At 64.6% G+C, this 21,384-nt stretch carries 16 protein-coding genes and 2 pseudogenes; 6 read left to right on the forward strand and 12 right to left on the reverse strand.

The window, feature by feature from the left end; all coding sequences use genetic code 11:
* Nucleotides 1-107 precede the first annotated feature (107 nt).
* From ACYVL5_RS20455 to ACYVL5_RS20480, 6 genes are all read right to left on the reverse strand, one after another.
* A complete protein-coding gene (locus tag ACYVL5_RS20455) occupies nucleotides 108-803 on the reverse strand; it encodes an ABC transporter ATP-binding protein (protein ID WP_460597425.1) in 696 nt (231 codons plus the stop codon).
* On the reverse strand, nucleotides 803-1,984 hold the full coding sequence (locus tag ACYVL5_RS20460; RefSeq protein ID WP_460597426.1) for an ABC transporter permease: 1,182 nt from the start codon (nucleotides 1,982-1,984) through the stop codon (nucleotides 803-805). Before ACYVL5_RS20460 ends, ACYVL5_RS20455 begins: the two co-directional genes overlap by 1 nt.
* Complete coding sequence (locus ACYVL5_RS20465; RefSeq protein WP_460597427.1) at nucleotides 1,981-2,622, reverse strand: hypothetical protein; 642 nt, start codon at nucleotides 2,620-2,622, stop codon at nucleotides 1,981-1,983. The genes ACYVL5_RS20460 and ACYVL5_RS20465 overlap by 4 nt, the downstream gene beginning before the upstream one ends.
* Nucleotides 2,619-4,322 carry an ABC transporter substrate-binding protein gene (locus ACYVL5_RS20470; protein WP_460597428.1) on the reverse strand — a complete coding sequence of 568 codons (1,704 nt, stop codon included), beginning with the start codon at nucleotides 4,320-4,322 and terminating at the stop codon, nucleotides 2,619-2,621. Before ACYVL5_RS20470 ends, ACYVL5_RS20465 begins: the two co-directional genes overlap by 4 nt.
* A gap of 201 nt (nucleotides 4,323-4,523) precedes the next feature.
* Nucleotides 4,524-4,958, reverse strand: a complete 435-nt coding sequence (locus tag ACYVL5_RS20475) for a hypothetical protein (RefSeq protein ID WP_460597429.1) — start codon at nucleotides 4,956-4,958, stop codon at nucleotides 4,524-4,526.
* Between the two features lie 21 nt (nucleotides 4,959-4,979).
* On the reverse strand, nucleotides 4,980-5,492 hold the full coding sequence (locus ACYVL5_RS20480; RefSeq protein ID WP_460597430.1) for a nitrous oxide reductase accessory protein NosL: 513 nt from the start codon (nucleotides 5,490-5,492) through the stop codon (nucleotides 4,980-4,982).
* Nucleotides 5,493-5,939: 447 nt separating this feature from the next.
* Here ACYVL5_RS20480 and ACYVL5_RS20485 point away from each other — a divergent pair, with 447 nt between their 5' ends.
* Nucleotides 5,940-7,583, forward strand: a complete 1,644-nt coding sequence (locus ACYVL5_RS20485; RefSeq protein ID WP_460597431.1) for a methyl-accepting chemotaxis protein — start codon at nucleotides 5,940-5,942, stop codon at nucleotides 7,581-7,583.
* A gap of 237 nt (nucleotides 7,584-7,820) precedes the next feature.
* Here ACYVL5_RS20485 and ACYVL5_RS20490 read toward each other — a convergent pair whose 3' ends face one another.
* Nucleotides 7,821-10,646: a PAS domain-containing hybrid sensor histidine kinase/response regulator gene (locus ACYVL5_RS20490; RefSeq protein ID WP_460597432.1), complete on the reverse strand. Its 2,826-nt coding sequence runs from the start codon at nucleotides 10,644-10,646 to the stop codon at nucleotides 7,821-7,823.
* Nucleotides 10,630-11,793, reverse strand: a complete 1,164-nt coding sequence (gene ercA / locus ACYVL5_RS20495; RefSeq protein WP_460597433.1) for an iron-containing alcohol dehydrogenase — start codon at nucleotides 11,791-11,793, stop codon at nucleotides 10,630-10,632. The genes ACYVL5_RS20490 and ercA overlap by 17 nt, the downstream gene beginning before the upstream one ends.
* 269 nt (nucleotides 11,794-12,062) lie before the next feature.
* On the opposite strand from ercA, the pseudogene ACYVL5_RS20500 reads away from it, so the two are divergent.
* From ACYVL5_RS20500 to ACYVL5_RS20510, 3 genes and pseudogenes are all read left to right on the forward strand, one after another.
* A pseudogene (locus ACYVL5_RS20500) lies at nucleotides 12,063-12,632 on the forward strand (cache domain-containing protein); the annotation flags it as partial.
* A gap of 294 nt (nucleotides 12,633-12,926) precedes the next feature.
* Nucleotides 12,927-13,736: pseudogene (locus ACYVL5_RS20505) on the forward strand (methyl-accepting chemotaxis protein); the annotation flags it as partial.
* Nucleotides 13,737-13,799: 63 nt separating this feature from the next.
* Nucleotides 13,800-14,042, forward strand: coding sequence for a methyl-accepting chemotaxis protein (locus ACYVL5_RS20510; RefSeq protein ID WP_460597434.1), 243 nt, complete (start codon nucleotides 13,800-13,802; stop codon nucleotides 14,040-14,042).
* A 185-nt stretch (nucleotides 14,043-14,227) separates the two neighbouring features.
* Here ACYVL5_RS20510 and ACYVL5_RS20515 read toward each other — a convergent pair whose 3' ends face one another.
* Complete coding sequence (locus tag ACYVL5_RS20515) at nucleotides 14,228-16,126, reverse strand: MASE3 domain-containing protein (RefSeq protein WP_460597435.1); 1,899 nt, start codon at nucleotides 16,124-16,126, stop codon at nucleotides 14,228-14,230.
* 112 nt (nucleotides 16,127-16,238) lie between these two features.
* Here ACYVL5_RS20515 and ACYVL5_RS20520 point away from each other — a divergent pair, with 112 nt between their 5' ends.
* Nucleotides 16,239-16,889 (forward strand): response regulator transcription factor, encoded by a 651-nt coding sequence (locus tag ACYVL5_RS20520; RefSeq protein ID WP_460597436.1) that lies wholly within the window; start codon nucleotides 16,239-16,241, stop codon nucleotides 16,887-16,889.
* Nucleotides 16,890-17,048: 159 nt separating this feature from the next.
* Here ACYVL5_RS20520 and ACYVL5_RS20525 read toward each other — a convergent pair whose 3' ends face one another.
* Both ACYVL5_RS20525 and ACYVL5_RS20530 read right to left on the reverse strand, forming a co-directional pair.
* Nucleotides 17,049-19,094: a methyl-accepting chemotaxis protein gene (locus tag ACYVL5_RS20525; protein WP_460597437.1), complete on the reverse strand. Its 2,046-nt coding sequence runs from the start codon at nucleotides 19,092-19,094 to the stop codon at nucleotides 17,049-17,051.
* 228 nt (nucleotides 19,095-19,322) lie between these two features.
* Nucleotides 19,323-19,550, reverse strand: coding sequence for a hypothetical protein (locus ACYVL5_RS20530; protein ID WP_460597438.1), 228 nt, complete (start codon nucleotides 19,548-19,550; stop codon nucleotides 19,323-19,325).
* Between the two features lie 355 nt (nucleotides 19,551-19,905).
* Between ACYVL5_RS20530 and ACYVL5_RS20535 the strand changes: the two genes are divergently transcribed.
* Nucleotides 19,906-20,112, forward strand: a complete 207-nt coding sequence (locus ACYVL5_RS20535; protein ID WP_460597439.1) for a hypothetical protein — start codon at nucleotides 19,906-19,908, stop codon at nucleotides 20,110-20,112.
* 38 nt (nucleotides 20,113-20,150) lie between these two features.
* Here the strand turns inward: ACYVL5_RS20535 and ACYVL5_RS20540 are convergent, their stop codons facing one another.
* Complete coding sequence (locus tag ACYVL5_RS20540) at nucleotides 20,151-21,098, reverse strand: response regulator (protein WP_460597440.1); 948 nt, start codon at nucleotides 21,096-21,098, stop codon at nucleotides 20,151-20,153.
* Nucleotides 21,099-21,384 lie beyond the last annotated feature (286 nt).

A 21,384-nucleotide genomic window follows, 5' to 3' on the forward strand; every position in this document is an offset into this window, starting at 1 on the left:
CCCCCTCGCACCTTCTTCATCTCCCCTCGCCCCCATTGGGGGAGAGGGGCAGCTATTTCCTCTCCCCTCGCCCCCATTGGGGGAGAGGGGCAGGGGTGAGGGAAGGTTCACGCCTCTTCGTAGGCCCTGCCGTCGCGCATCTCGATGCGACGGTCGGCCAGGGTGGCCAGGGTGGGGTTGTGGGTGACCATCACGATGGTGAGCCCGGAGGTCCGGTTCAGGTCGGTGAGGACCTCGCCGATCTCGCCGGACCGCTTGGTGTCGAGATTGCCGGTCGGCTCGTCGGCCATCAGGATCTCCGGACGGTTGACCAGCGCCCGGGCGATGGCGACCCGCTGCATCTCGCCGCCGGAGATCTGCCGGGGCAGGTGGTTAGCCCGGTGCTCGATCCCCAATAGTTTCAGGAGCCTTTCGACCTCCCCCTCGGCACCGGGCTTCTTGTAGAAGGCCAGCGGCAGCTCGATGTTCTCCCGCACGGTCAGGGTCGGGATCAGGTAGAAGTTCTGGAACACGTAGCCGAAAAGCTCCCGCCGCACCAGGGTGAGCGCCTTTTCGGATAGCGGCTTGCCATGCCCGAAGATCATCCTCCCGCAAAGATGCAACTCGCCGCTGGTGGGATTGTCCAGGCAGCCCAACAGGTTCACCAGGGTGGTCTTTCCCGAGCCGGACGGCCCCATGAAGGAGACGAACTCCCCCCGCCGGATGGTGATCTCCACCCCGTCCAGGGCCGGGATCTCCTCGCTCCCCCGCCGGTAGACCCTCCCCAGCCCCCGCGCCTCCAGTACCTTTTCGGCCTCGCCCATCATTCGCTCCTGATCGATTCCAGCGGCCGGACGCTCCCGGCCCGCCATGCGGGGTAGAGCCCGCTCAAAAGCCCGACCACCAGGATGATGGCCAGGGTCAGAAGGGAAAGCCTGGCATCGATGGTCACCAGCGCTCCCCCCGGCGCATAGGGGAGCAGCCGCCGCACCAGCACCCCGGTCAGGTTGGCGAAGATCACCGCCTGCACGATGCCGAGCGCCCCGCCCCCCAGGCAGAGGATCAGGGTCTCGCACCAGACCAGCCGGAAGATGTCCCCCGGCATGGCTCCCATGGTCTTCAGGATCCCGATCTCCTGCTTTCTTTCGTACACCGACATGAGCACGGTGTTGATCACCCCCACCATGGCGATCAACAGGGCGATCACCGCGATGGAGAGGACCATCACCCGCGCGGTCCCGATCAGCTTCATGATGGTCTGCTTGACCTGGGCGAAACTCACCACCTGCACGTCGGGGAGCTGGTAGAGATCGTTCTCGAGCTTGGCCAGGTCGGCGTCCTTCTTCCCCTTGATGCCGACGGTGGTGATCTTGTCGGTCTGGGAGATCTTCTGCAGGGTCTTCAGGGGGACGAAGATGGTGCCGTCGTCCTGGGTGCCGGTCCGCTCCAGTATCCCCGCCACCTTGAGGGGGACGTTCTTCTCCGGGACCATGATCTGGTCCCCCACCTCGCGCTGCTCCAGCTCGGCGGCCTCGTACCCCATGACCACCTCGTCACCCTGGGGATCCTTGAACCACCCCCCCCTCTTGAATTTCAGGAACGGCTTCATGGCCGGGAAGCTCGCGGGATCGACACCGAAGTAGCCGGCGATCCCGCCGCTTTCACCCTTGTTGGGGTCGAAGAAGGCCTGCATCAGGATCGGGGTCACCGCCTGCACCTCGGGGCGCTTGGCGATGTCGCGCATCACCTTCTCGTCCATGTAGCGGATCCCCTTCCCCCCTTGCAGCATCAGGGTGGCCGACTCGTAGGGGCACCCCTTGGCCATCACCATGAGCTGGTACCCCATGTTGTCGATGTCGCGGTTAAGGGCGGTCTCGTACCCCTTGTTGAAGCCGAAGAGGCTCACCAGCACCCAGGAGGAGAGCATGATCCCCGCCAGGGTCAGGACGGTGCGGATCCTCTTTCTCAGGAGGTTGCGGTAGGCTATCCCGAACGGAGTGATCACTTCCCTACCCCCTTGCCGGTGTATCCGAGCTCTTCCATGAGCACCAGGTTCTTCTTGAGCCCCCGCAGCACGCCGTAGAAATCGGTGTCCCCCTGGGCGGGATTCTTGAGCTCGGCCAGCCTTCCGTGCCCCTTGCCGGTGGCGGGATCGAAGCTGTCGAAATCCTTGAGCGACACCCCGACGAACTTCTTCGCGAAGCTCCCCTCCCGCAGCTTGCCGGCCGAGGGTCCGGAGATCTTCTGGATGTAGAAGGTCTTGATCTTCCCCGAGAGGTCCATGGCGACGAAGACCTGGATCCCGCCGAACTGCCCCTTCTGGTTGACGCCGTGCACGTAGCCGACCTTCCTTGCCCCCTGGTAGACCTCGTAGATGGTGAAGGGGAGATCGACGGGAGCGTAGAGGGCCAGGTACTTCTCCCCCAGCCGCGCCTCGATCTTTTTCAGGAGGGGGGCTCCCCCCGCCTTGTAGATGCTCGTGTAGACGGTCTTGTAGCTGGTGGCGCCGGGATAGAGACGGTAGACGTCGCGGTCGGCGTCGTTGAGGTCGCACCCGACGGCGGCCAGCAGGGTCCGGGGAGCCAGCGCCATCAAAAAGAGGGCGATCAGGACGAGGAGACGGAAGTTCTTTCGCATGGTCATTGCTCCCACCCGCTCTTCTTCACCAGCCGCGGGTTGTCACCCTTCTCCAGCTGGACGATGTAGCAGCCGCGGGCCCCGTAGCGCTGGGTGGGGCCGAAGCCGAGCCGTCCGTAGAGGGGGAAGGTCTGCTCCATCATGGCCCCCACCACGTCGAGGAAGGCGTCGCGGTAGAAGTTGTCGTTGAGATCGATCAGCGCCTGGGTCATCAGTTCGGTGAGGGCCCGGCTGTGGGCGGCGGCGCTCTCCACGCCCCCCTGCAGCGGGAGCTGGGAGCGAAGCAGGGTCTGCCGGGCATCGCCGGTGAAGGTCACCGGGGTCATCGCCCCCCGCTTGGGCTGGTACGGCGAGAAGGAGAAGGGATAGGTGATAAGGGTCGTCTCCCTCGCCCCCTCCGGAATCTTCCAGGTAGCCTCCCCCAACAGGCGGGAGGAGAGGACGACGAGCTCGGGCCGCTTCTTCGCTGCGGCGAGTTGTTCCAAGGCGGGAAGCGCCTCCGGCCCCGCCCAGACCAGCAGGACCGCCGAGCGGTCCGCTCCGGCGATCTTCTCCAGCAGTTCCCGGGTGACCGGCGCCTTCTCGGCCAGGGGGACGGTCACCAGCGCCTTTTTCCCGGCGGCCCAGCTCTGCAGGAAGCCGGCGGCCAGCGCCTTTCCCTCCGGGCTCTGCCGGACCAGCTGGATCACCTTCTTGGAGGCGAGATCCTCGCGGCTTATGAGGTAACGGGCGGCGCTCTCCCCCTCCTGGTAGTACCCCTTGGAGGGATAGAGGGTGTACCAGTCGCTCTCCGAGATCACCGGGAGGTCGGTGATCGGGAGCAGGCAGGGGAGCCCTTGCTCCTCGCAGAAGCGGTGGATCGGCTGCCAGTCGCGGTGGCTGATTCCCCCCACCAGCGCGAAGACCGGCTCCTTGCGGTAGTACTCGTCCAGCTGGGCGTGCCAGGTGGCCGGCTCCCCCTTGAGGGTCCAGACCGAGAGGGAGAGCTTGGTGACCGACATCTCCCGGTTGGAGAGCATGTTTTCCGCCATCAGCCGCGACTTGGCGGCGTTACGGCCGGCGAAGGCGCGGGACTGGCTGTTCTTGAGCTTCACGTACTGGGTGAGAGGCCCCAGGAAGGCCGCCCGCTCGTTGTCGGGGACCTCGTCGGTGATGACGGTGGCGAACTTGACGGTATTGTCGGCGAAGCCGGGGGAGTAGCGGGAGGAGAGGTATTTCAGGTACCCCACCAGCAGCGCGGCGTCCCGGTCGCTCAGGGGGTAGCGCGGCATGGTCTCGCTGAGCGTCCTCCCCGCGGGGTCCACCCCGCTCCTGATGGCGGTGACCAGCGAGGCATCGGTGTAGGCCGGGCGCAGGGTGGAGATCGGGAACCCCGCCTTGAAGAGGACGTCGCGCTTTTTGAAGAGCTTCTCACCGGTGATGGGAGGGGTAAAGACGTTCTCCTCGTAGGAGCCGACGCCGCTTCGCAGGTGACAGCTCACGCAGGCGAAGGAAGTCCCTGGGAGGGAGCTGTCCCCCTTGACCAGGGCGCGGAGGGGCTCCCCGGAGGGAAGGACCCCGCTCCGGTAGATCTTCTCCCCCTGCCGAAGTGCCTGCGGTCCCTGCTGAAGGGGGTCGGCGGCGTTGGCAGCAACGGGAAGCACCAGTGAGAAGAGAGTGAGGAGAAAAGCGGCGACCGCTCGGCTCGTTGTGGCTTGAAAAAGCATGAAGGAATCCTTTCTGATTCGCGAAGTGCAGCGGGTGGCCGGAGGCCATCTTACTTATACCCTCGCCCCCGTTGGGGGAGAGGGTGGCCGAAGGCCGGGTGAGGGCGGATTTCGAATCTCCCTCACCCCTGCCCCTCTCCCGGAGGGCGAGGGGATATGGAAAGCTTGCCCCTCTCCCGGAGGGAGAGGGGTTAAGGGAACTTAGAGGTCGAAGAGGTACGCCCCCCGGAGGACGGTCTTGCCGTTCTTGCCGAAGGTCAGACGGATCTCCCAGTCGCCGGGCATCGGGAGCCGGATCGGGAGGAGGTAGACCCCCTTGTTGGATAGGACGAAGGGCTGGTCGCCGCTCGCGTGGGCGCCCCGCATGGAGGGCATGTCGGCGTCCCCCTTCACGGTGAACGAGGTGTCGCGCTTGCCGTCCAGGGTGAAGATCTCCACCCGCATGATGGAGGTGCCGATCTTCGGTGCCGCGGCAAAGCCGTAGGTGAAGACGTGGTTGGCATCCAGGGGAATCCTGGTCCCCGGCTTGGGGAGCTGCTTGTAGGCCTGCGGAGGGGCCGCGGGGGTGGCGTGGCAGGGAGTGATGGTGCCGGCGGCCAGGACAAGGGCCAGGACGGCGAGGATCAGGGTGCGCATGGTCGGTCTCCTGTCGAGCGGCTAGTCGCCTTGGGGGGCGTGGTGGTGCCCCTTCATGTGTTCGAATTCCTTCATGGTGGAGGAGTCGTCATCGATCTCGGTGCGGGCGGCCCGGCTGGCGGCGGCGAAGTCGGTGACGGTCCCGCCGTTCTCCTTGACGAACCGCTCGGCCTCAGCCTTCTCCGCGAAGGCCCACTTGGCGGTGCCGGTCATTACCCCCCGTTTGCTCCCGCCGATCACCCAGACCGCGCTCTCGGCCGGGATCAGTTTCTTGCTGTTGTAATCGGCCACCTTGAGGGTCGCCTTACCCTTCCCCGCGCCCTTGGCGAGGGCCGTGGTGGCACAGTGGAGGCTGCAGGTGGCAATCGTGGTGCCGTCCGCGTACTCAACCACCATCCGGCTGTGGCTGAACGCCTTCCGGCTCATGCCGCATTCGGCACAGCGGGGTGAATTGGCCACATCGTCGGGGGTGGCAGGCAGAGCCGGAACGGCGAGACACAGTAGCAGGCCAAGGAGCAACAGGGTAAAACGCATGGGTTCCCTCCAATAAAACAAGAAGACGTTGTCAGTGCAAGTCGTAACCATCTGATGATACTGATAAATGATACTATCCAACCCGGACTCCCACAAGTATGGGAGCACTTATTCTTTGTCAATTAAAACAGCTTTGACAATCCTCCCCATCCTGTCACTGCAGGGGGCGGGAAAAAACCGCTGCCAATCAGCGACGCTATCCTACTGTGAGATAAGGATTTTCGAAGTTAACTATGGCAACCGGCGGCCGATACATTGGTTAACGCAATTTTATTCGCAGTTACCTGTCGTCCCCCGGGTTCTACGGGAGAACCCCCCGGTGGCCGGAGAAGAGAAGCGGTCTCGGCCAGGCTCTTTCCAACCTCACCTTTTTGCGGTCACTACCGTCCATCCGGACCGCGCCCCCTCCCGTTCCCCTCCGGCCGACCTCTTTTTAAGGAGGAAGTCATGAAATTCTGGATGGATCTCAACGTAAAGACCAAGGCGATGGTGCTGGTGGCCGTCGCCGTGCTGACCCTGGCCGGCATGGCGGGAGCCGCCCTCGTTGCCATGGGCGGCATGGCGGACAACGAGAAGGAGATGAACGCCTCGGTGGCCCAGATCGCCCTGCTCAACGACCTCAAGTACGACCTGGCCATGATCAGGCTCGACCTGGTCTACATGATGACCCTCGACGACCGCAAGCTCCTGGCGGAAAAGGTCCAGGACATCGTCAGCCGCAAGGCCTCCATCGAAAAGGGGGTCGCCGCCTTCCTCAAGGAGCCGATCGACCGGGAGGAGAAAGGGCTCATCGAGGAGTTCCACCAGGGATGCCTCGCCTACCTCGAGCAGGGGGCCAAGCTGCAACAGATGGCGGAGCAGAGCGTGGGGAACCCCGAGGCGCACCGGGAGACGGTGCTCTTCGCGGTCGGCTCGGTCGCCCCGCTTAGCCAGAAACCGGCCAAGATCATTGCCGACCTGGTGGCCCACAACGTTGCCGGGGCCGCAGCTGCCCACCAGGAGGATATGGCCGGTTACCGGAGATCCCTGATCGCCATGGTTTCCATCGCCGCCGGGGCCGCTCTCTTCATGGCGCTGATCGGCCTGATGATCGCCAACTCTATCAGCCGCCCCCTGAAGAAAGTCTTCGACACGCTCGCCCAGGTGGCGGGGGGGAATCTCGCCGCCCGCTCGGACATCGCGACCCGTGACGAGATGGGAATGCTGGCGGGAGAGGTGAACCTGATGGCGCAGCGGCTCATGGAGACCATGCAGCAGGTCTCCCGCAGCAGCGAGGAGCTCTCCTCGGCGGCCACCCAGTTGCAGGGGACCGCCGAGGAGATCGCCAACGGAGCCGAGGACGTCGCCTCCCAGGTGGAGACGCTCTCCACCGCCAGCGAGGAGATGTCCGCCACCTCCGGGGACATCGCCCAGAACTGCCACCGGGCGGCCGACGGCAGCGACATCGCCATGGAGCGCGCGCGGGCGGGGGCCGAGGTGGTGGCCAAGACGGTGAAGGTGATGGAAGAGATCGCCCTGCGGGTGAGGGAATCGGCGGCCAACGTCTCCAGCCTGGGTAAAAGAAGCGACCAGATCGGCGAGATCGTGGGGACCATCGAGGACATCGCCGACCAGACCAACCTGCTCGCCCTCAACGCCGCCATCGAAGCGGCGCGGGCGGGCGAGCAGGGGCGGGGCTTTGCGGTGGTGGCCGACGAGGTGAGGGCCCTGGCGGAGCGGACCACCCGGGCGACCCGGGAGATCGGCGAGATGATCAGGAGTATCCAGGCCGAGACCCGCGACGCCGTCGAGGCCATGGAAGAAGGGGTCCAGCAGGTGGAGAGCGGCACCAGCGAAGCGGCGCGCTCCGGCGAGTCGTTGCAGGAGATCCTCAACCAGATCGGCGAGGTGACCATGCAGGTCAACCAGATCGCCACCGCCGCCGAGGAGCAGACCGCCACCACCAGCGAGATCACCAGTAACCTCATGCAGATCAACCAGGTGGTGCAGCAGACTTCCCACGGCTCGCACCTCTCCGCCACCGCAGCCAGCCAACTGGCCGGCCTGGCCGACGGCCTGCGTACCGTGGTCGGCCAGTTCAGGATGGGGTGAGGTTGATAACGGAAGCGAAGAAGCCGTGCCGCGGCGGACCGGGTGGCCGGCGGACCGGGTGGCCGGTGGCCGGTAGCCGGTAGCCGGTGGCAGGTGAGCCGGTAAGGCAGGTGAGCCGGTAAGGCAGGTGAGCCGGTAAGGCAGGTGAGCCGGTAAGGCAGGTGAGCCGGGGAGGCAGGTGAGCCGGGGAGGCAGGTGAGCCGGGGAGGCAGGTGAGCCGGGGAGGCCGAGGGGCTCCTAGCGCTTGAGGAGCTCGCCGAGCTTCTCGAACAGGCGGGCCGCGTCGAGGGGCTTCTGCAGGTAGTGCGTCCCCTCCTCGACGACGCCACGCTTGACGATGATGTCCCTCGGGTAGCCGGACATGAAGAGCACCCGGATGGAGGGGAAGAACTCCCGCACCACGGCCGCCAGCTCGCGCCCGTTCATCCCCGGCATGACGACGTCGGTCAACAGGAGGTCCGGCGTGAGGGGGGGGTGGCGGCAGAAGTCGAGGGCCTCCTCGGGGTTGTGCGCCTGGATCACCTGGTAGCCGTGCCCCTCGAGGAGCTGCGAGGTGGTCGAAAGGAGCATCTCCTCGTCCTCGACCAGCAGGATGGTCCCCGCGGGCACCACCTCCCGGGCGGCCTGCGTCGCATCCTCTACCTCCACCCTCCCGGCCCGCGGGAGGTAGACCCGGAAGGAGGTCCCCACCCCTTTCTCGCTGTAGACGTGAATGAAGCCGTTGTTCTGCGAGACGATCCCGTAGACGGTGGCGAGCCCCAGCCCGGTCCCCTCCCCCACCCCCTTGGTCGTATAGAACGGCTCGAAGATGTGCGAGAGGGTCTCGCGGTCCATGCCGCATCCGGTATCGCTCACCGTGAGCTGGACGTAGTCGCCGGGGCGCGCGTCGGGGCAGCCCCGGCAATAGTCGGCGGTGATGCTGACGTTGCCGGTCTCCAGCAGGAGGGTCCCCCCGTCCGGCATGGCATCGCGGGCGTTGACGGTGAGGTTCATCAGGATCTGGTCGACCTGGGAGGGATCGATGGTCACCGTCCAGAGGCCGTCGGCCGCGTTGAGGGCGAGGGAGATGTCCTCGGTCACCAGCCGCTCCAGGAGTTTCTTCGACTCCCTGGCGGCCTCGCTCAGGTTGACCGGCCGGGGAGAGATCAGTTCCTGGCGCGAAAAGGTCAAAAGTTGCCTCGTGATGGCGGAGGAGCGCTCGGAGGCGCGGGCGATCAGGTCGAGGTACTCCCGGACCGGGTCCCCCGGCGCGAGGCGGTTGCGGGCGAGCGCCACCCCCCCCAGGATGACGCTCAGCATGTTGTTGAAGTCGTGGGCGACCCCGCCGGCGAGCCTCCCGATCGACTCCATCTTCTGGGACTGGCGAAGCTGCTCTTCGAGGAGTTTTCGCTGGGAGATGTCGGTCATCACGCAGACCCGCGCCGGGACCTTTTCGAAGACGAGGTCGTGGGAGACCACCATCACGCTGATCAGGGAGCCGTCCTGGCGGCGGTGGCGCCACTCCCTCGCCTCCTCCCCGGCCGGGGATGCTTGGGACGCCTCCAGCTCGGCCAAAAGGCGCCCCCGCTCCTCCTCGGGACAGAGGTCGGTGATCTGAAGGGAGAGGGCATCCTCCTCGCGGTAGCCGTAGAGGGAGAGAAAGGGGTGGTTGACCGCCATGATCCGGAGGTCGTCCTGCCGGTAGATCACCATCGGGGTCGGGATCTGCTCGAAGAGATGGCGGTAGCGGAGCTCGCTGGCCCTGATGTCCTCCTGGGCCTTTCGCAGCGCCGTGATGTCGCGGGCGATCCCCAGCACGCCGACCAGCCTCCCGGCGGCGTCGCGCATCGGGGTCTTGATGGTCTCCAGGAGCTCCCGGTGGCCGTCGCTGGCAAAGACCACCTCCTCCTCGTTGACCGTCGGCTTCCCGGCGGCGATCGCCTTGAGGTCGTTCATCCGGAAGAAGTCGGCCAGCTCGCGGTCGACGAAATCGTAGTCGGTCTTGCCGAGGATCTCCGCCTCGGAGGCCCCGAAGAACTCCTCGAAACGGGTGTTGCAGGAGAGGTATTCCCCCTTGGGGGACTTGAGCCAGACGAGGTCGGGGATGGTCTGCAAGAGGGTGTGCAGGCGGGCGCGTTCGTTTTTGAGGTTGCGCTCGGCGAGCTTGCTGGCGGTCACGTCGCGGGCGATGAAGTAGAGGCACTCCTCCCCCTTGACGGTGACCGGCACGAGGTACATGAGCCCGGCCCGCTTCTCACCGCTCTTGGTCCCCAGGGTGAATTCGAAGTCCCTGACCACCCCTTTCCTGCGCACCACCGCGAGCGCGCCCGCCCGCGACTCCGGATCCCACAGCCCGATCTCCAGCGAGGTCCGCCCGATCACCTCCTCGGGCTTCCACCCGGTCCACTGCTCGAAGGCGGCGTTGACCTCCAGCATCAGGCCGTCCCGCAACCGGGTGATGCCGACCATGTCCGGCATCAGCTTGAAGAAGCCGGCGTACTTCTGCTCGGAAAGCTGCAGCTCCCGCTCCGACTCCTTTCTCCTGGTGATGTCGGTAGCGATCCCGAGGTAGCCGGTGACCTCGCCCTCCTCCATCATGGGGGTCACCACCAGCTCGACGGGGAGGCAATGGCCGTCCTTGTGCCGGTACTGCCACTCGGTCCTCGGGACGTCGCTCCCGGTGGCGAGCTCGACGAAGACCTCGAACCCCTCCACCGCGACGCCCCGCGTCCTGGCGAGCTCCCGTCCCGCCGCCCGCACCTCCTCCTCCAGGAGAAAAAGGAGCGGGGTGGCGCGCCCAACCACTTCGTCGCTGCGGTAGCCGAGCATCCGTTCGGCGCCGCGGTTGAAGAGGGTGATGGTCCCGTCCCGGTCCCCGGCGATGATGGCGACCTCGGTGGCCGCGTCCATGATCCCCTGCAGGAAGGAGTTGGCGCCCGCCAGCGACTTGCGCGCCTTCTCGAGCTCCTGCAACTGCTCCCGCAGCTCCGGATAGTAACTCTTCCGGGCCGAGTGCTCGCCGAAACCGATGATCCGGTCCCGGAGCTCGTCCCAGCCCTCGGGTGGGTCAGAGCGCCGCCGCATAGAGCTCCTCGATGTCGCGGTGGGTGGGGCGGCGGGGGTTGGTGACCATGCAGGCGTCGGCCATCGCCTTGTCGGCCAGCTCGGCCAGGTGGGCGGCGGAGACCCCCTCGCCGGAGAGCGTCCCGGTGAGCCCGAGGGCCCCCCGCAGGGTGGCGATCGCCTCCACCAGGCGCCCGCACGCCTCGGCGTCGTCGCAGCCGGCAACCTCGGCCCCGAGGAGGGCGGCCACCTTCCGGTAACGCTCGGGAGCGGCGGGGAAGTTGAAGGCGACCACCCGCTCGATGAGCATGGCGTTGCAGGCGCCGTGGGGGGAGTCGAGCATCCCCCCGAGGCTGTGGGCCATGGCGTGCACCGCCCCGAGGCTCGCGTTGGAAAAGGCGAACCCGGCCTGGGTGCTGGCGAACATCATGGCGTCGCGGTGGACGAGCGAAAGGGGATCGGAGAAGGCGCCGAGCAGGTGGCCGCCGACCTGGCGGATCGCCTCGCGGGCGTGGAGGTCGGTGAAGGGGGAGCTTGCGTTGGAGACGAAGGCCTCCACCGCGTGGACCAGGGCATCCATCCCGGTGCAGGCGGTGAGGTCGGGGGGCATGGTGACCGTCAGCGAGGGATCGACCAGCGCCACGTCCGGGACCAGCGACTTGCTGACGATGGCCACCTTGCTGCGGCCCGCGGTGTCGGTGATGATGGCGAACTGGGAGACGTCGGCGGCGGAGCCGGCGGTCGACGGGATGCAGATCAGGGGGGGCATCGGCTGGCGGATCTGGTCCACCCCGGCGTAATCGAGGACATGGCCGTCGTTGGTGCAGACGATGCCGATCCCCTTGGCGCAGTCCATCGGGCTTCCCCCACCCACCGCCACGATCCCGTCGCACCCGGTCTCCTGGTAGCGGCCGGCCCCGGCCATCACCTCGTGATCCTTCGGGTTGCAGGTCACCTCGGTAAACCTGACGGTGGTAACCCCGGCCCCCGCCAGGGCGGCGACCACCCGGTCGGTCCAGCCGACCGCCTCGACACCCGGATCGCTCACCACGAGGACCTTCTTGAGACTGAAGCTGTTGGCGTAGTGCCCCACCAGCCGGTGGGCATCGACGCCGTACACCAGCTCAGGAATCACGAACTTCCTAACACCCGCACCACTTGGTTCCATACCCGCCTCTTCCGCAAATTAACACTCTCAAACCAGGCGCAAGTCGATGATATTCAGCTTCTAATTGTACCTAAAAAAACACCGGTTCACTCAATGCCGGCACAAAATTCGGCTCTCACCTCACAGTGCCGGATCTTTGCCATCGCGAGACGCTGGCCAACTCATCTGCGGAAACCGAGATGGCATTAATTTCACCTCAAGTATCTGTAACAGAAGCCGATACGGTAGGCACCGAACAGGAAAATAGTTAAGCGAAGAGGGTCACGCAGATGACGTTTCGTAACAAGTTGCTCATCCTGGTGCTGGCTAGCAGCCTTGGCCTGTCCATTCCCATCGGGGTCATCTCCCTGCAGCGGCTGCAGGAGAGTTACGCCCAATCGGATGCCGCCTTCCGGACGAGGCTCTACGCGGATTTCGATCTCAAGGTGAAAGACGAGGTCCTCACCGCGGTCACCATGCTGCAGGACCTCGAAGACCGCCGCCAGCAAGGGGAACTGACCCTGGAGGAGGCGAAGAGGCTGGGGGCCAACGAGCTCAGGAAGCTCAGGTACGGCAAGGACGGCTACTTCTGGGCCGACACCACCGAAGGAGTGAACGTGGTGCTGCTCGGCAAGCCGGCCGAGGGGAAGAGCCGGATCGACCTCAAGGACGCCAAGGGAAAGCCGCTGATCAGGGACCTGATCCGGATCGCCACCGAAGGGGGAGGCTTCTACGACTATTACTTCCCCCGCCCCGGCAGTGACACCCCCTACCCCAAGCGGGCCTACGTCGCCCACTTCAAGCCGTTCGACTGGGTGATCGGTACCGGTAACTACGTCGACGACCTCGACGCCATCGTCCGGGAGAGCGCCGACCGTAACCACCGCGCCATGATGAACGGGATCTACCTCATCGCCGGGGTCACCGTCCTGATCCTCCTCGTCACCGTGGGGGCGGTGGTATTCACCGTCCGCCAGCTGATCCGCCAGATCGGCACCGAGCCGCGGGAGCTGGAGGAGATCGCCGAGAAGGTGGCCGGCGGGGACCTCACCGTCGACCTGGTGGAGGGGAGAAGCGGCATCTACGAGGCGATGAGGAGAATGATCGCCGACCTAAAGCAGGTGATGGAGCGGGTGAACCGGGGTGCGCAGGAGATCTCGGCGGCCGCCGTCCAGCTCGATGCCACCGCGCACCAGACCGCGGAAAACTCCCGGGAGGTGGTGAGCCAGGCCGAGACGGTCTCGGTGGCGAGCGAAGAGATGTCCGCCACCAGCTCCGACATCGCCAACAACTGCCATGGGGCGGCGGACAGCTCGCAGCGGGCCACCTCGTCGGCCGAGGCGGGGGCGGGGATCGTGGCCGACACGGTCGAGGGCATGAACCGCATTGCCGACCGGGTGAAAAGCTCCGCCGGCGTGGTCGAACAGCTCGGGACCCGCAGCGACCAGATCGGGGAGATCGTGGCCACCATCGAGGACATCGCCGACCAGACCAACCTCCTCGCCCTCAACGCGGCCATCGAGGCGGCCCGTGCCGGTGAACAGGGGCGCGGCTTCGCGGTGGTGGCCGACGAAGTCCGGGCCCTGGCGGAGCGGACCACCCGGGCCACCAAGGAAATCGGCAGCATGATCCGGAGCATCCAGCAGGAGACCCGGACCGCGGTCCAGGCCATGGAGGAGGGGGTGGCCGAGGTACAGCGGGGGACCACCGAGGCGGCCCGTTCAGGGGAGGCGCTGAAAGAGATCCTCGACCAGATCAACGAAGTCACCGGCCAGATCGGGCAGATCGCCACCGCCGCCGAGGAACAGACCGCCACCACCCGCGAGATCGCCGGCAACATCCAGCAGATAACCGAGATCGTCCGTTTCAGCGCCCGTAGCTCCGAGGAACTCTCCGGTGCCTCGGCGCGGCTTTCCGGGCTGTCGGTCGAGATGCAGGAGATGGTGCGGCATTTCAGGGTTTGACGCGGCCGAAATGGCCGCTAGACTCGTCAAGGGCGCAGCGATGCCCTTTAGGAAAGGAGAGGTATGACGATCGGCATGGACGGAAACGGACCACACGGCGGGGAATCGCTGAACGAGATGATGGCCTCCATCGAGGAGGTCGCCGACCAGGCGAACCTGGTGGCGCTCCACCTAGCCATCGAGGCCGCGCTGGCGGCCCTGCAGGGAGCCGGGTCGCCGGCCCTGGACGACGAGGTAAGGAACCTCGCCGAGCAGACCATCCGCGCCACCGACCAGGTCAGCAACATGGTGCGCATCCTCCGCTAGCCACACCACATTCACCCAAAGGGGACCGGCTCCGCCAGGTGCCTGTCCCCTTTTTCCGGTTCGGTCTTCCAACCTCGCCCAAACCTTCCCTCACCCCTGCCCCTCTCCCGGAGGGAGATAAGCATCATCCCCTCGCCCTCCGGGAGAGGGTGGCCGAAGGCCGGGTGAGGGAAGATTCTCCCCCCCTACTCCGGCAGCGGGACCGAGATCACCGCTTGCGTCCCCTCCCCCGGCCGCGAAGTGATGACGAACGATCCCCCCAGGTGCACGATCCGCCTCCGCACGTTGAAAAGGCCGAAGCAGCGCCCCTTGGCGGTCGGAAATTCGTCGATCCCGCCGGGCTCGAACCCCTTCCCCCAGTCCTCCACCTCGATGAAGAGACGCCCCCCCTCGCGCCGGATGCTCAACCGGGCCGTATCGGTCTGCGCGTGCTTGGCGACGTTGATCAAAAGCTCGCGCGCGGCGAAGTACAACACCGACGCCACCTCCTTGGCCACCCCCTTTTCCCGGCCGTCATCCACGAACTCCACCCTCACCCCGTAATCGGACTCCACCTGTTTCGCCTGCCACTCGAGCGCCGCCTCGAGCCCCGCCATCTCGAGGACCGGGGGGCTGATAAGCTGGGTGAGTGACCGCACGCTCCCGATCACCCGGTCCACCGTATCCCCGACCTCCACCAGGGTGGTGGCCGCCTTCTCCGGAAGGGGGACTTTTCCCATGAGGGCGATCTTCAGACGCAACAGGGCCAGGTCCTGGCCGATGTTGTCGTGCAGGTTGGTCGCGATCCGCATCCGTTCCTGCTCCTCCGCGATGGAGAGCTCCAGCGCCAGGTCGGCCACGCGCTGCTGCTTCTCGTGCAGCGCCTGCTCCGCCTTTTTCCGTTCGGTGATGTCGCGGGTGAGGGAGAAGAGGAGGTTCCTGCCGGCGATCTCCACCACCCGGCTGCTCACCTCCACGGGGATCCGGCTCCCGTCCTTCGCCATGATGACCGTCTCGAAGAGGGCCTTCCCCTCCTTGCGCAGCTTTTCCATGGTCCCGGGAATGTGGCCGCGGCACTCGGGGGCATCCAGCTCGAGGGGGGTCAGGCTGGCGAGCTCTTCGCGGCTGTAGCCGAGTACCTCGCAGGCGGCCCCGTTCACCTCCACGAAGGGTCCGGGATTGCCGTTCTCCAGGATGGGGTGCACGAAGACGAAGTCGTTGGCGGACTCGATCAGCGCCCGGTACTTCTCCTCCTTGGCCCGCAGCTCGGCGGTCCGCTCCTTCACTTCCCGCTCCAGGTTGTCGTGGGCCCGCGCCAACTCCTCCTTGGCCTTGCTGAGCTCCCAGAAGATGACCTTGAGGGGCTCCTTCATCCCCACCACCACGATGGCGCGACAGATGAGATAGAAGGCCACCATCTTGAGGAGGTGGCCGGAGAGATCGGCCATCCCCCCGGACTCCGGGTAACTGACCAGGCAGAGCTCAGCCACTATGGTGCAGACCATGGAGGCCACCAGCATGGCGGACACCGGGGCGGCCAGGTGGTCGCGCCGGCGCGCAATGAGCACCGCGGCGGCCGCCAGCATGGCCACCACCAGGTACTCGGAGCCGATCTTGAACGGGGTGATCCCGGTCCCGGGTTGGTAGCACTCCGGAAAGCGGCCGGTGAAGATGAGGGTGACGACCACGGCCTCGACCAGCAAGAAGACGGCGAAGAGCGCATGGTTGCCGATCCGGCGGGAGACCATCAACGGCGCCAGCAGGCAGGTGGCTCCCTGCAAAAGCCGGGCGGAGATCCAGAACTGCATGGCCAGGTTGGCGGTCGAGCCGTGGAAAAGGATCACGTTGGCAAAGGCCAGCGCGTGGAGGAGATCGCTCAGGCCGGCGAAGGCGTAGCCGATACCGAGAGCGCTCAGGAAGGTTCCCGTAAGGAAGCGGCTGGAGTTCCAGGTGAGAATGAAGAGGGAGAACCCGATCGCCACCGTGGTGATCTCGACCAGGGTGTGAAAGAGGGTGTAGCTGTTGAGGTAGGCGATCAACAAAACGACGACGGCGGCACCCACCGCCCAGAGCGAGGAGCCTGCAGTGGTTTCCTGGTCCGCCATCGAGCCTCCTGGGAGCAAATTTCATGTGGAAAGGGGTGACTACGTTTTAATCAAATGGTACAGTATCAGATCGGCCACATCAACAGGTGATTCGATGGACGGGGGTAGCTCTATGAAGATAACCGTGCTTTTGGCGGACGATCACACGATTCTGCGGCAGGGATTGCGGGCCTTGCTGGAGCCCGAAGAGGACATCGAGGTGGTGGCGGAAGCGTGCAACGGGCGGGAGGCGATCGCCATGACGCGGGAGCTGGCCCCCCGGGTGGTGGTCATGGATCTCACCATGCCCGAGGTGAACGGTGTCGACGCCATCCGCCAGATCGTGACGGAAAACCCCGCCGTCAAGGTGCTGGCCCTCTCCATGGTCCACGACCGCGGCTGCGTCATGGAGGCGCTCAAGGCCGGGGCGACCGGCTACCTCTTGAAGGACTGCGCGGCGGAGGAGCTGGTGGGGGCCATACGGAAGGTGGCCCAGGGCCAATCCTACCTCGGGCCGAAGATCGCCACGCTGGTGATCCGGGATTTCGTGGAAGGCGACGGCCGGCAGGCTCCCCCCACCCCGGAGCTCCTCAGCCCCCGGGAGCGGGAGGTGCTCCGGCTGATCGCCGACGGCTGCAGCACCAAGGAGATCGCCTTCTCCTTCGGGGTGAGCGTCAAGACGGTAGAAACCCAGCGCTCGAAGGTCATGAAGAAGCTCAAGCTATTCACCGTCGCCGATCTCACCAAGTTCGCCATCCGCCAGGGGATGACCACCGTCAACTAGCCAAGAAGTCCCCCTTTGAAAAAGGGGGATTTGGGGGGATTTTCCCCCGCCGCCAGCCGCTGAACAAATTTCCCCTTTCCCCTCAAAGGGGGGCCAACAGCAAAAAGGGGCACCCCGCGAACGAGGTGCCCCTTCTTTATTGCCGGATCTTCCGACCGATCAGTAGCTTTCGAAGGACTCGTCCGAGGCCGCCATCTCCAGCACAGCCCCCGACGAGGTCAGCCGCTGCTGCCCCTTGGGCGACGGCTTTTTCACCGCCGGCTTGGCCTGGGCCTTGGCCGCCGGCCGCCTGGCGCCGCGCTCTCCCCCTTCCGCCACCGTGAAGAAGGCGATGGTCTCCTGCAACTGTTCCGACTGGGAGGAAAGCTCCTCGGCGGTCGAGGACATCTGTTCGGCTGCCGCGGCGTTCTGCTGGATCACCTGGTCGAGCTGCTGGATCGCCTTGTTGATCTGCTCGGCGCCGGAATCCTGCTCCTTGCAGGCGGCGGAGATCTCCTGGACGAGCTCGGCGGTGCGCTGGATGTCCGGGAGCATCCGGTTGAGCATGTCGCCCGCCTGTTCGGCCACTTCGACGCTGGAGGAAGAGAGCTCGGAGATTTCGGCGGCCGCCTTCTGGCTCCTTTCCGCGAGCTTTCTCACCTCGGAGGCCACCACCGCGAATCCCTTGCCGTGCTCGCCGGCCCGGGCCGCCTCGATGGCGGCGTTCAAGGCGAGGAGGTTGGTCTGGCGGGCGATCTCCTCGATGATCGAGATCTTGCCGGCGATGTCCTTCATGGCGGAGACGGTAAGGGCCACGGCCTTGCCACCCTCCTGGGCATCGGCGGCCGATTTCACGGCGATCTTCTCGGTCTGCAGGGCGTTGTCGGCGTTTTGCCTGATGTTGGAGGACATCTCTTCCATGGCCGCGGAGGCCTCCTCGGCGGCAGCGGCCTGCTCGCTCGCCCCCTGCGAGAGCTCCTCGGAGCCGGACGACATCTGCTGGCTCCCGGTGGCGACGTTGTTGGAGGCCGACTTGACGTCGTTGACCACCTCGGAGAGCTTGGAAACCATCTGGGAGAGTGAGCGCATCAGCTCGTCGTTGGCGGAGCGCTCGAAGAGCTTGACGGTGAGATCTCCCCCCGCCACCTGGCCGGCCGCCGTGGTGATGGTGTTGGTGGCCTGGATGAGCTCATTGAGGTTGTGCTTGATGGCGTTGAAATCCCCGCGGTACTCCTCGGTGATGGCCGGGGGCATGTCCCCTTTCGAGATGCGGTCGACGTAGTCGGCCGCCATGTTGAGGGGGCCGATCACGGCGTCGAGGGTGCCGTTGACCCCTGCGATGACCTCGCGGTAGGCCCCCTGGTGACGGCTCGCATCGGCGCGGACCGAGAGATTCCCTTCCCGTCCCGCCTTTCCGAGGACCATGGTATCGTCGACCAGCGCCTTGATGCTTACGATCATGGTCTGCATGGCGCCGAGGAGATCGCCGGTCTCGTCCTTGCTGGTTTCCCCGATGGTGACGGAAAGATCCCCCTCCGCCAGTTTCTGCGCGACTCCCACGCCGTGCTGAAGCGCCCGGCTGATGGTCCTTGCGACCAGCATGGCCAGGACCAGACCGATGAGGACGGCGGCGACCATGACGCCAACAAGCGTGGTACGTGAGCTCGTGTAGGTGGAGGCCGCCTTAACGGTGGCCGCATCGGCCCCCTTGTCGTTGAGGGAGATATCCTGGTCGATGAGGTCCATGGTGTCGTTGAAGGCTTTCGCGGATTCACCGCGGATAAGGTCAGTGGCCTCTTTGTTCTTGTTCTGGCGGGAAAGGTCGAGGAGCTTTTGATGGACATCCTGGTACTGGGACCAGCGGGCGGAGATCTGCTGGTAGAGCTGCTTCTCCTCAGGGGAGCTGATGAGCTTCTCGTAATCCGCTGCGTTCTTTTTGAATTCAGCCAGATCCTTGTCCATCCGTTTCTCGAACTTACCCATCTCTTCCTTGGTGGTGGAGAGGATGTGCTGGAACTCGGAACGCCGGAAGTCACCGGCGACGTTCTCGATGCGGCCTAAGACCCTGACGCTGGGGAGCCAGTTGGTCGCTATGTCGACGGTGGAAGCATTGACCCGTGACAACTGCATGATAGAGAAGCCACCCAGAATGGTCGTCAAGACAAGAACGGCACCGACCACACAGAGTATCTTGGCGTTAATCCTCAGGTTGGCAAACCACCTCATCACGAGTCCCCCTTAAGCAGGTTAGTTGTGCAACTGTGTGTCGTATCGACTGCGGCTCGCTCCGACTAAAGATAATTTTTTATCGAATGTACTAATAAGGGAAAGGCTGATTAAGCGTTTCCAAGCAGTCTAAGATGAGGAGAGAGAGGAGTTGACGACAAGTGGGAGTAGCGGCCGATGTCCCGGTGGAGAGAGACGCGGAGGGGAGACGGGGAACGTCCCCAGCCGCTAGGTAGCGACCAGGGAGTTTCCGCAGTAGGGGCAGACGGTGCAGGCGGGATCGACGTAACGAAGGCAATATTGGAAGGTGCACTGCTTCGGTTTCTTCTTCAGGACGAGCGGGCCCATGATCCTTTCCGCCGCCTGCTTGACGGCGAGACACTCGATGGCCTCCTCCATCTGGAGGCGGCGTTTTTCCACGTTCTCGGCTTTCTTCTGTTTACCGCGTTTCGACATGTTCGACGATTCCTTTCGCCCCGGGTCACCGTCCATAGCCCCTGGGCAGGGGTGAGGGAGATTTTTCCAGAGGCGGGTGCTAGCGTTGCGGGCGATGATATTACACGATCGGCGGGAACTGCGACAGAAAAACCGTGATGGGCGAGGGAGCCGGAAAAGGAGTTGGCGACCTGACGATTGGATAAAGCTGTAAAGGAAGCCGACACGAACTCTCACAAACTGTACGGGACTCCTTACAGCTTCCCGCACGTCAGGGTGAAAACATCGCTCTATCAGGGGGATCAAGGAGGGAACGGGAGTTGCAGCTCGTGCATCATCCGAAATCGCGTCATTCGATCAAGCAAGGAGGCCCTCCATGAAAAAAATCATCATGGTTGCCTTGTCTGCTGTCGTGATTTCCCTGTCGAGTGCCTCTGCCATTACCATCAGCGAGGGAGAACTCGACTCCGACGTCACCGGGCTTTCCGTTTTGCGGAGCGTTCGGCAAACCGAGCCCTCCTCCTGGTTTCTTATGGCCGCCGGAGGCTTCCTGGCCTTCACCGTCTACGCGACGAGGAAGTGACCCCGCCCCCGTGCCCGACCGCCGCTGAAAAGGCCCGCTCAGTTCAACTTGATCCCGGCCACCTGGGTGTCGGTCCCGGCATTTTCCAGTGCCTTTTGGGCCAGTTCCACCATGACCTCGACCGAGACGTCCTGCCTGTCCTGCTGACCGTTGTAGCCGACGATCCCGAACAGGGAGACCACCTTGAATTGCTGGTCGTTGAACTCGACCACCTGCTGGTTGAGCCTCAGTTTCAGCCTTTTCGCCATGGTGGAGGCTCCCTCGACATCGGTCTCCGGCAGAAGCACCATGAACTGGTAGTCGTTCCAGCGCGCCACCCAGTCGATCTCCTGGCGGACGGAATCCTTGAGAACATTGGCGGTGGCCTGCAAAAGCTTTTCGGTCACGAAGATGCCGTGCCCCTTGCGGAAGGCCTCCAACTGGTGGAAGCCGACGACCATGACGGAGAGCGGACGCTGGTAGCGGTTGGCCCGCTTGATCTCCATCAACAGCCTCTCCTCCATGAACTTGCGGTTGTGAACAGAGGTGAGTACGTCGATCAATGATGCGGTCTGCAACTGCTGCACATGCGCCTCCCTGATTCCTTCCAATTCAATGATCCTCATGGCAGTCCTGATCCTCGCCTGGAGTTCCGGCTTGTGAACCGGCTTGGTGAGATACTCGTCCGCCCCGGCAGTCAGTGCGGCGATCAGGTCGTTCTTACTGTCCTGGCTGGTAAGCATGATGATGTACGTGTAACCGGTCGCCGCAAGCCTGGCGGTATCGGCCCGGACCGCTTCGCACAGTTCCAGCCCGGTCATGTTCGGCATGACCCAGTCGGTTATGATGATGTGGAAGCGGTTGGCGCGATAGAGCTGGAGGGCCTCCTGGCCATCCTCCGCCTCGGTCACCGCGAACCCCATCGCCTTGAGGAGGTCGGTGAGAATATTGCGGATCAGGGCGTTGTCATCGGCAATGAGAACTGAATAACTTGCGGCGGGATTCAAAGCAAACTCCTCCACCCTACGGGGTAAGACCAACCGATCGTCGGCCAGAATCAAAATCACCTTCTTCCCCTTATCGGCAACAGCCTGGCCGAGTTGAGCGCCGATCAGCGTGGGCCGGGAAAAGACGCCGCGGGGCAGCCGGGAGGCGGCAAAAATAAACCTGATTAGCGCCAATCTTCCGCTGGAAGACAAGCGCGACATATTACGTCGTAGGTGGTTCATATAATCACGGCACATTCCATCCGAGGAGGCTGCCGTGAAGAATCGTTTCCAGTTCCAGTCAGGC

The organism is Geomonas sp. Red276, from assembly GCF_054784495.1.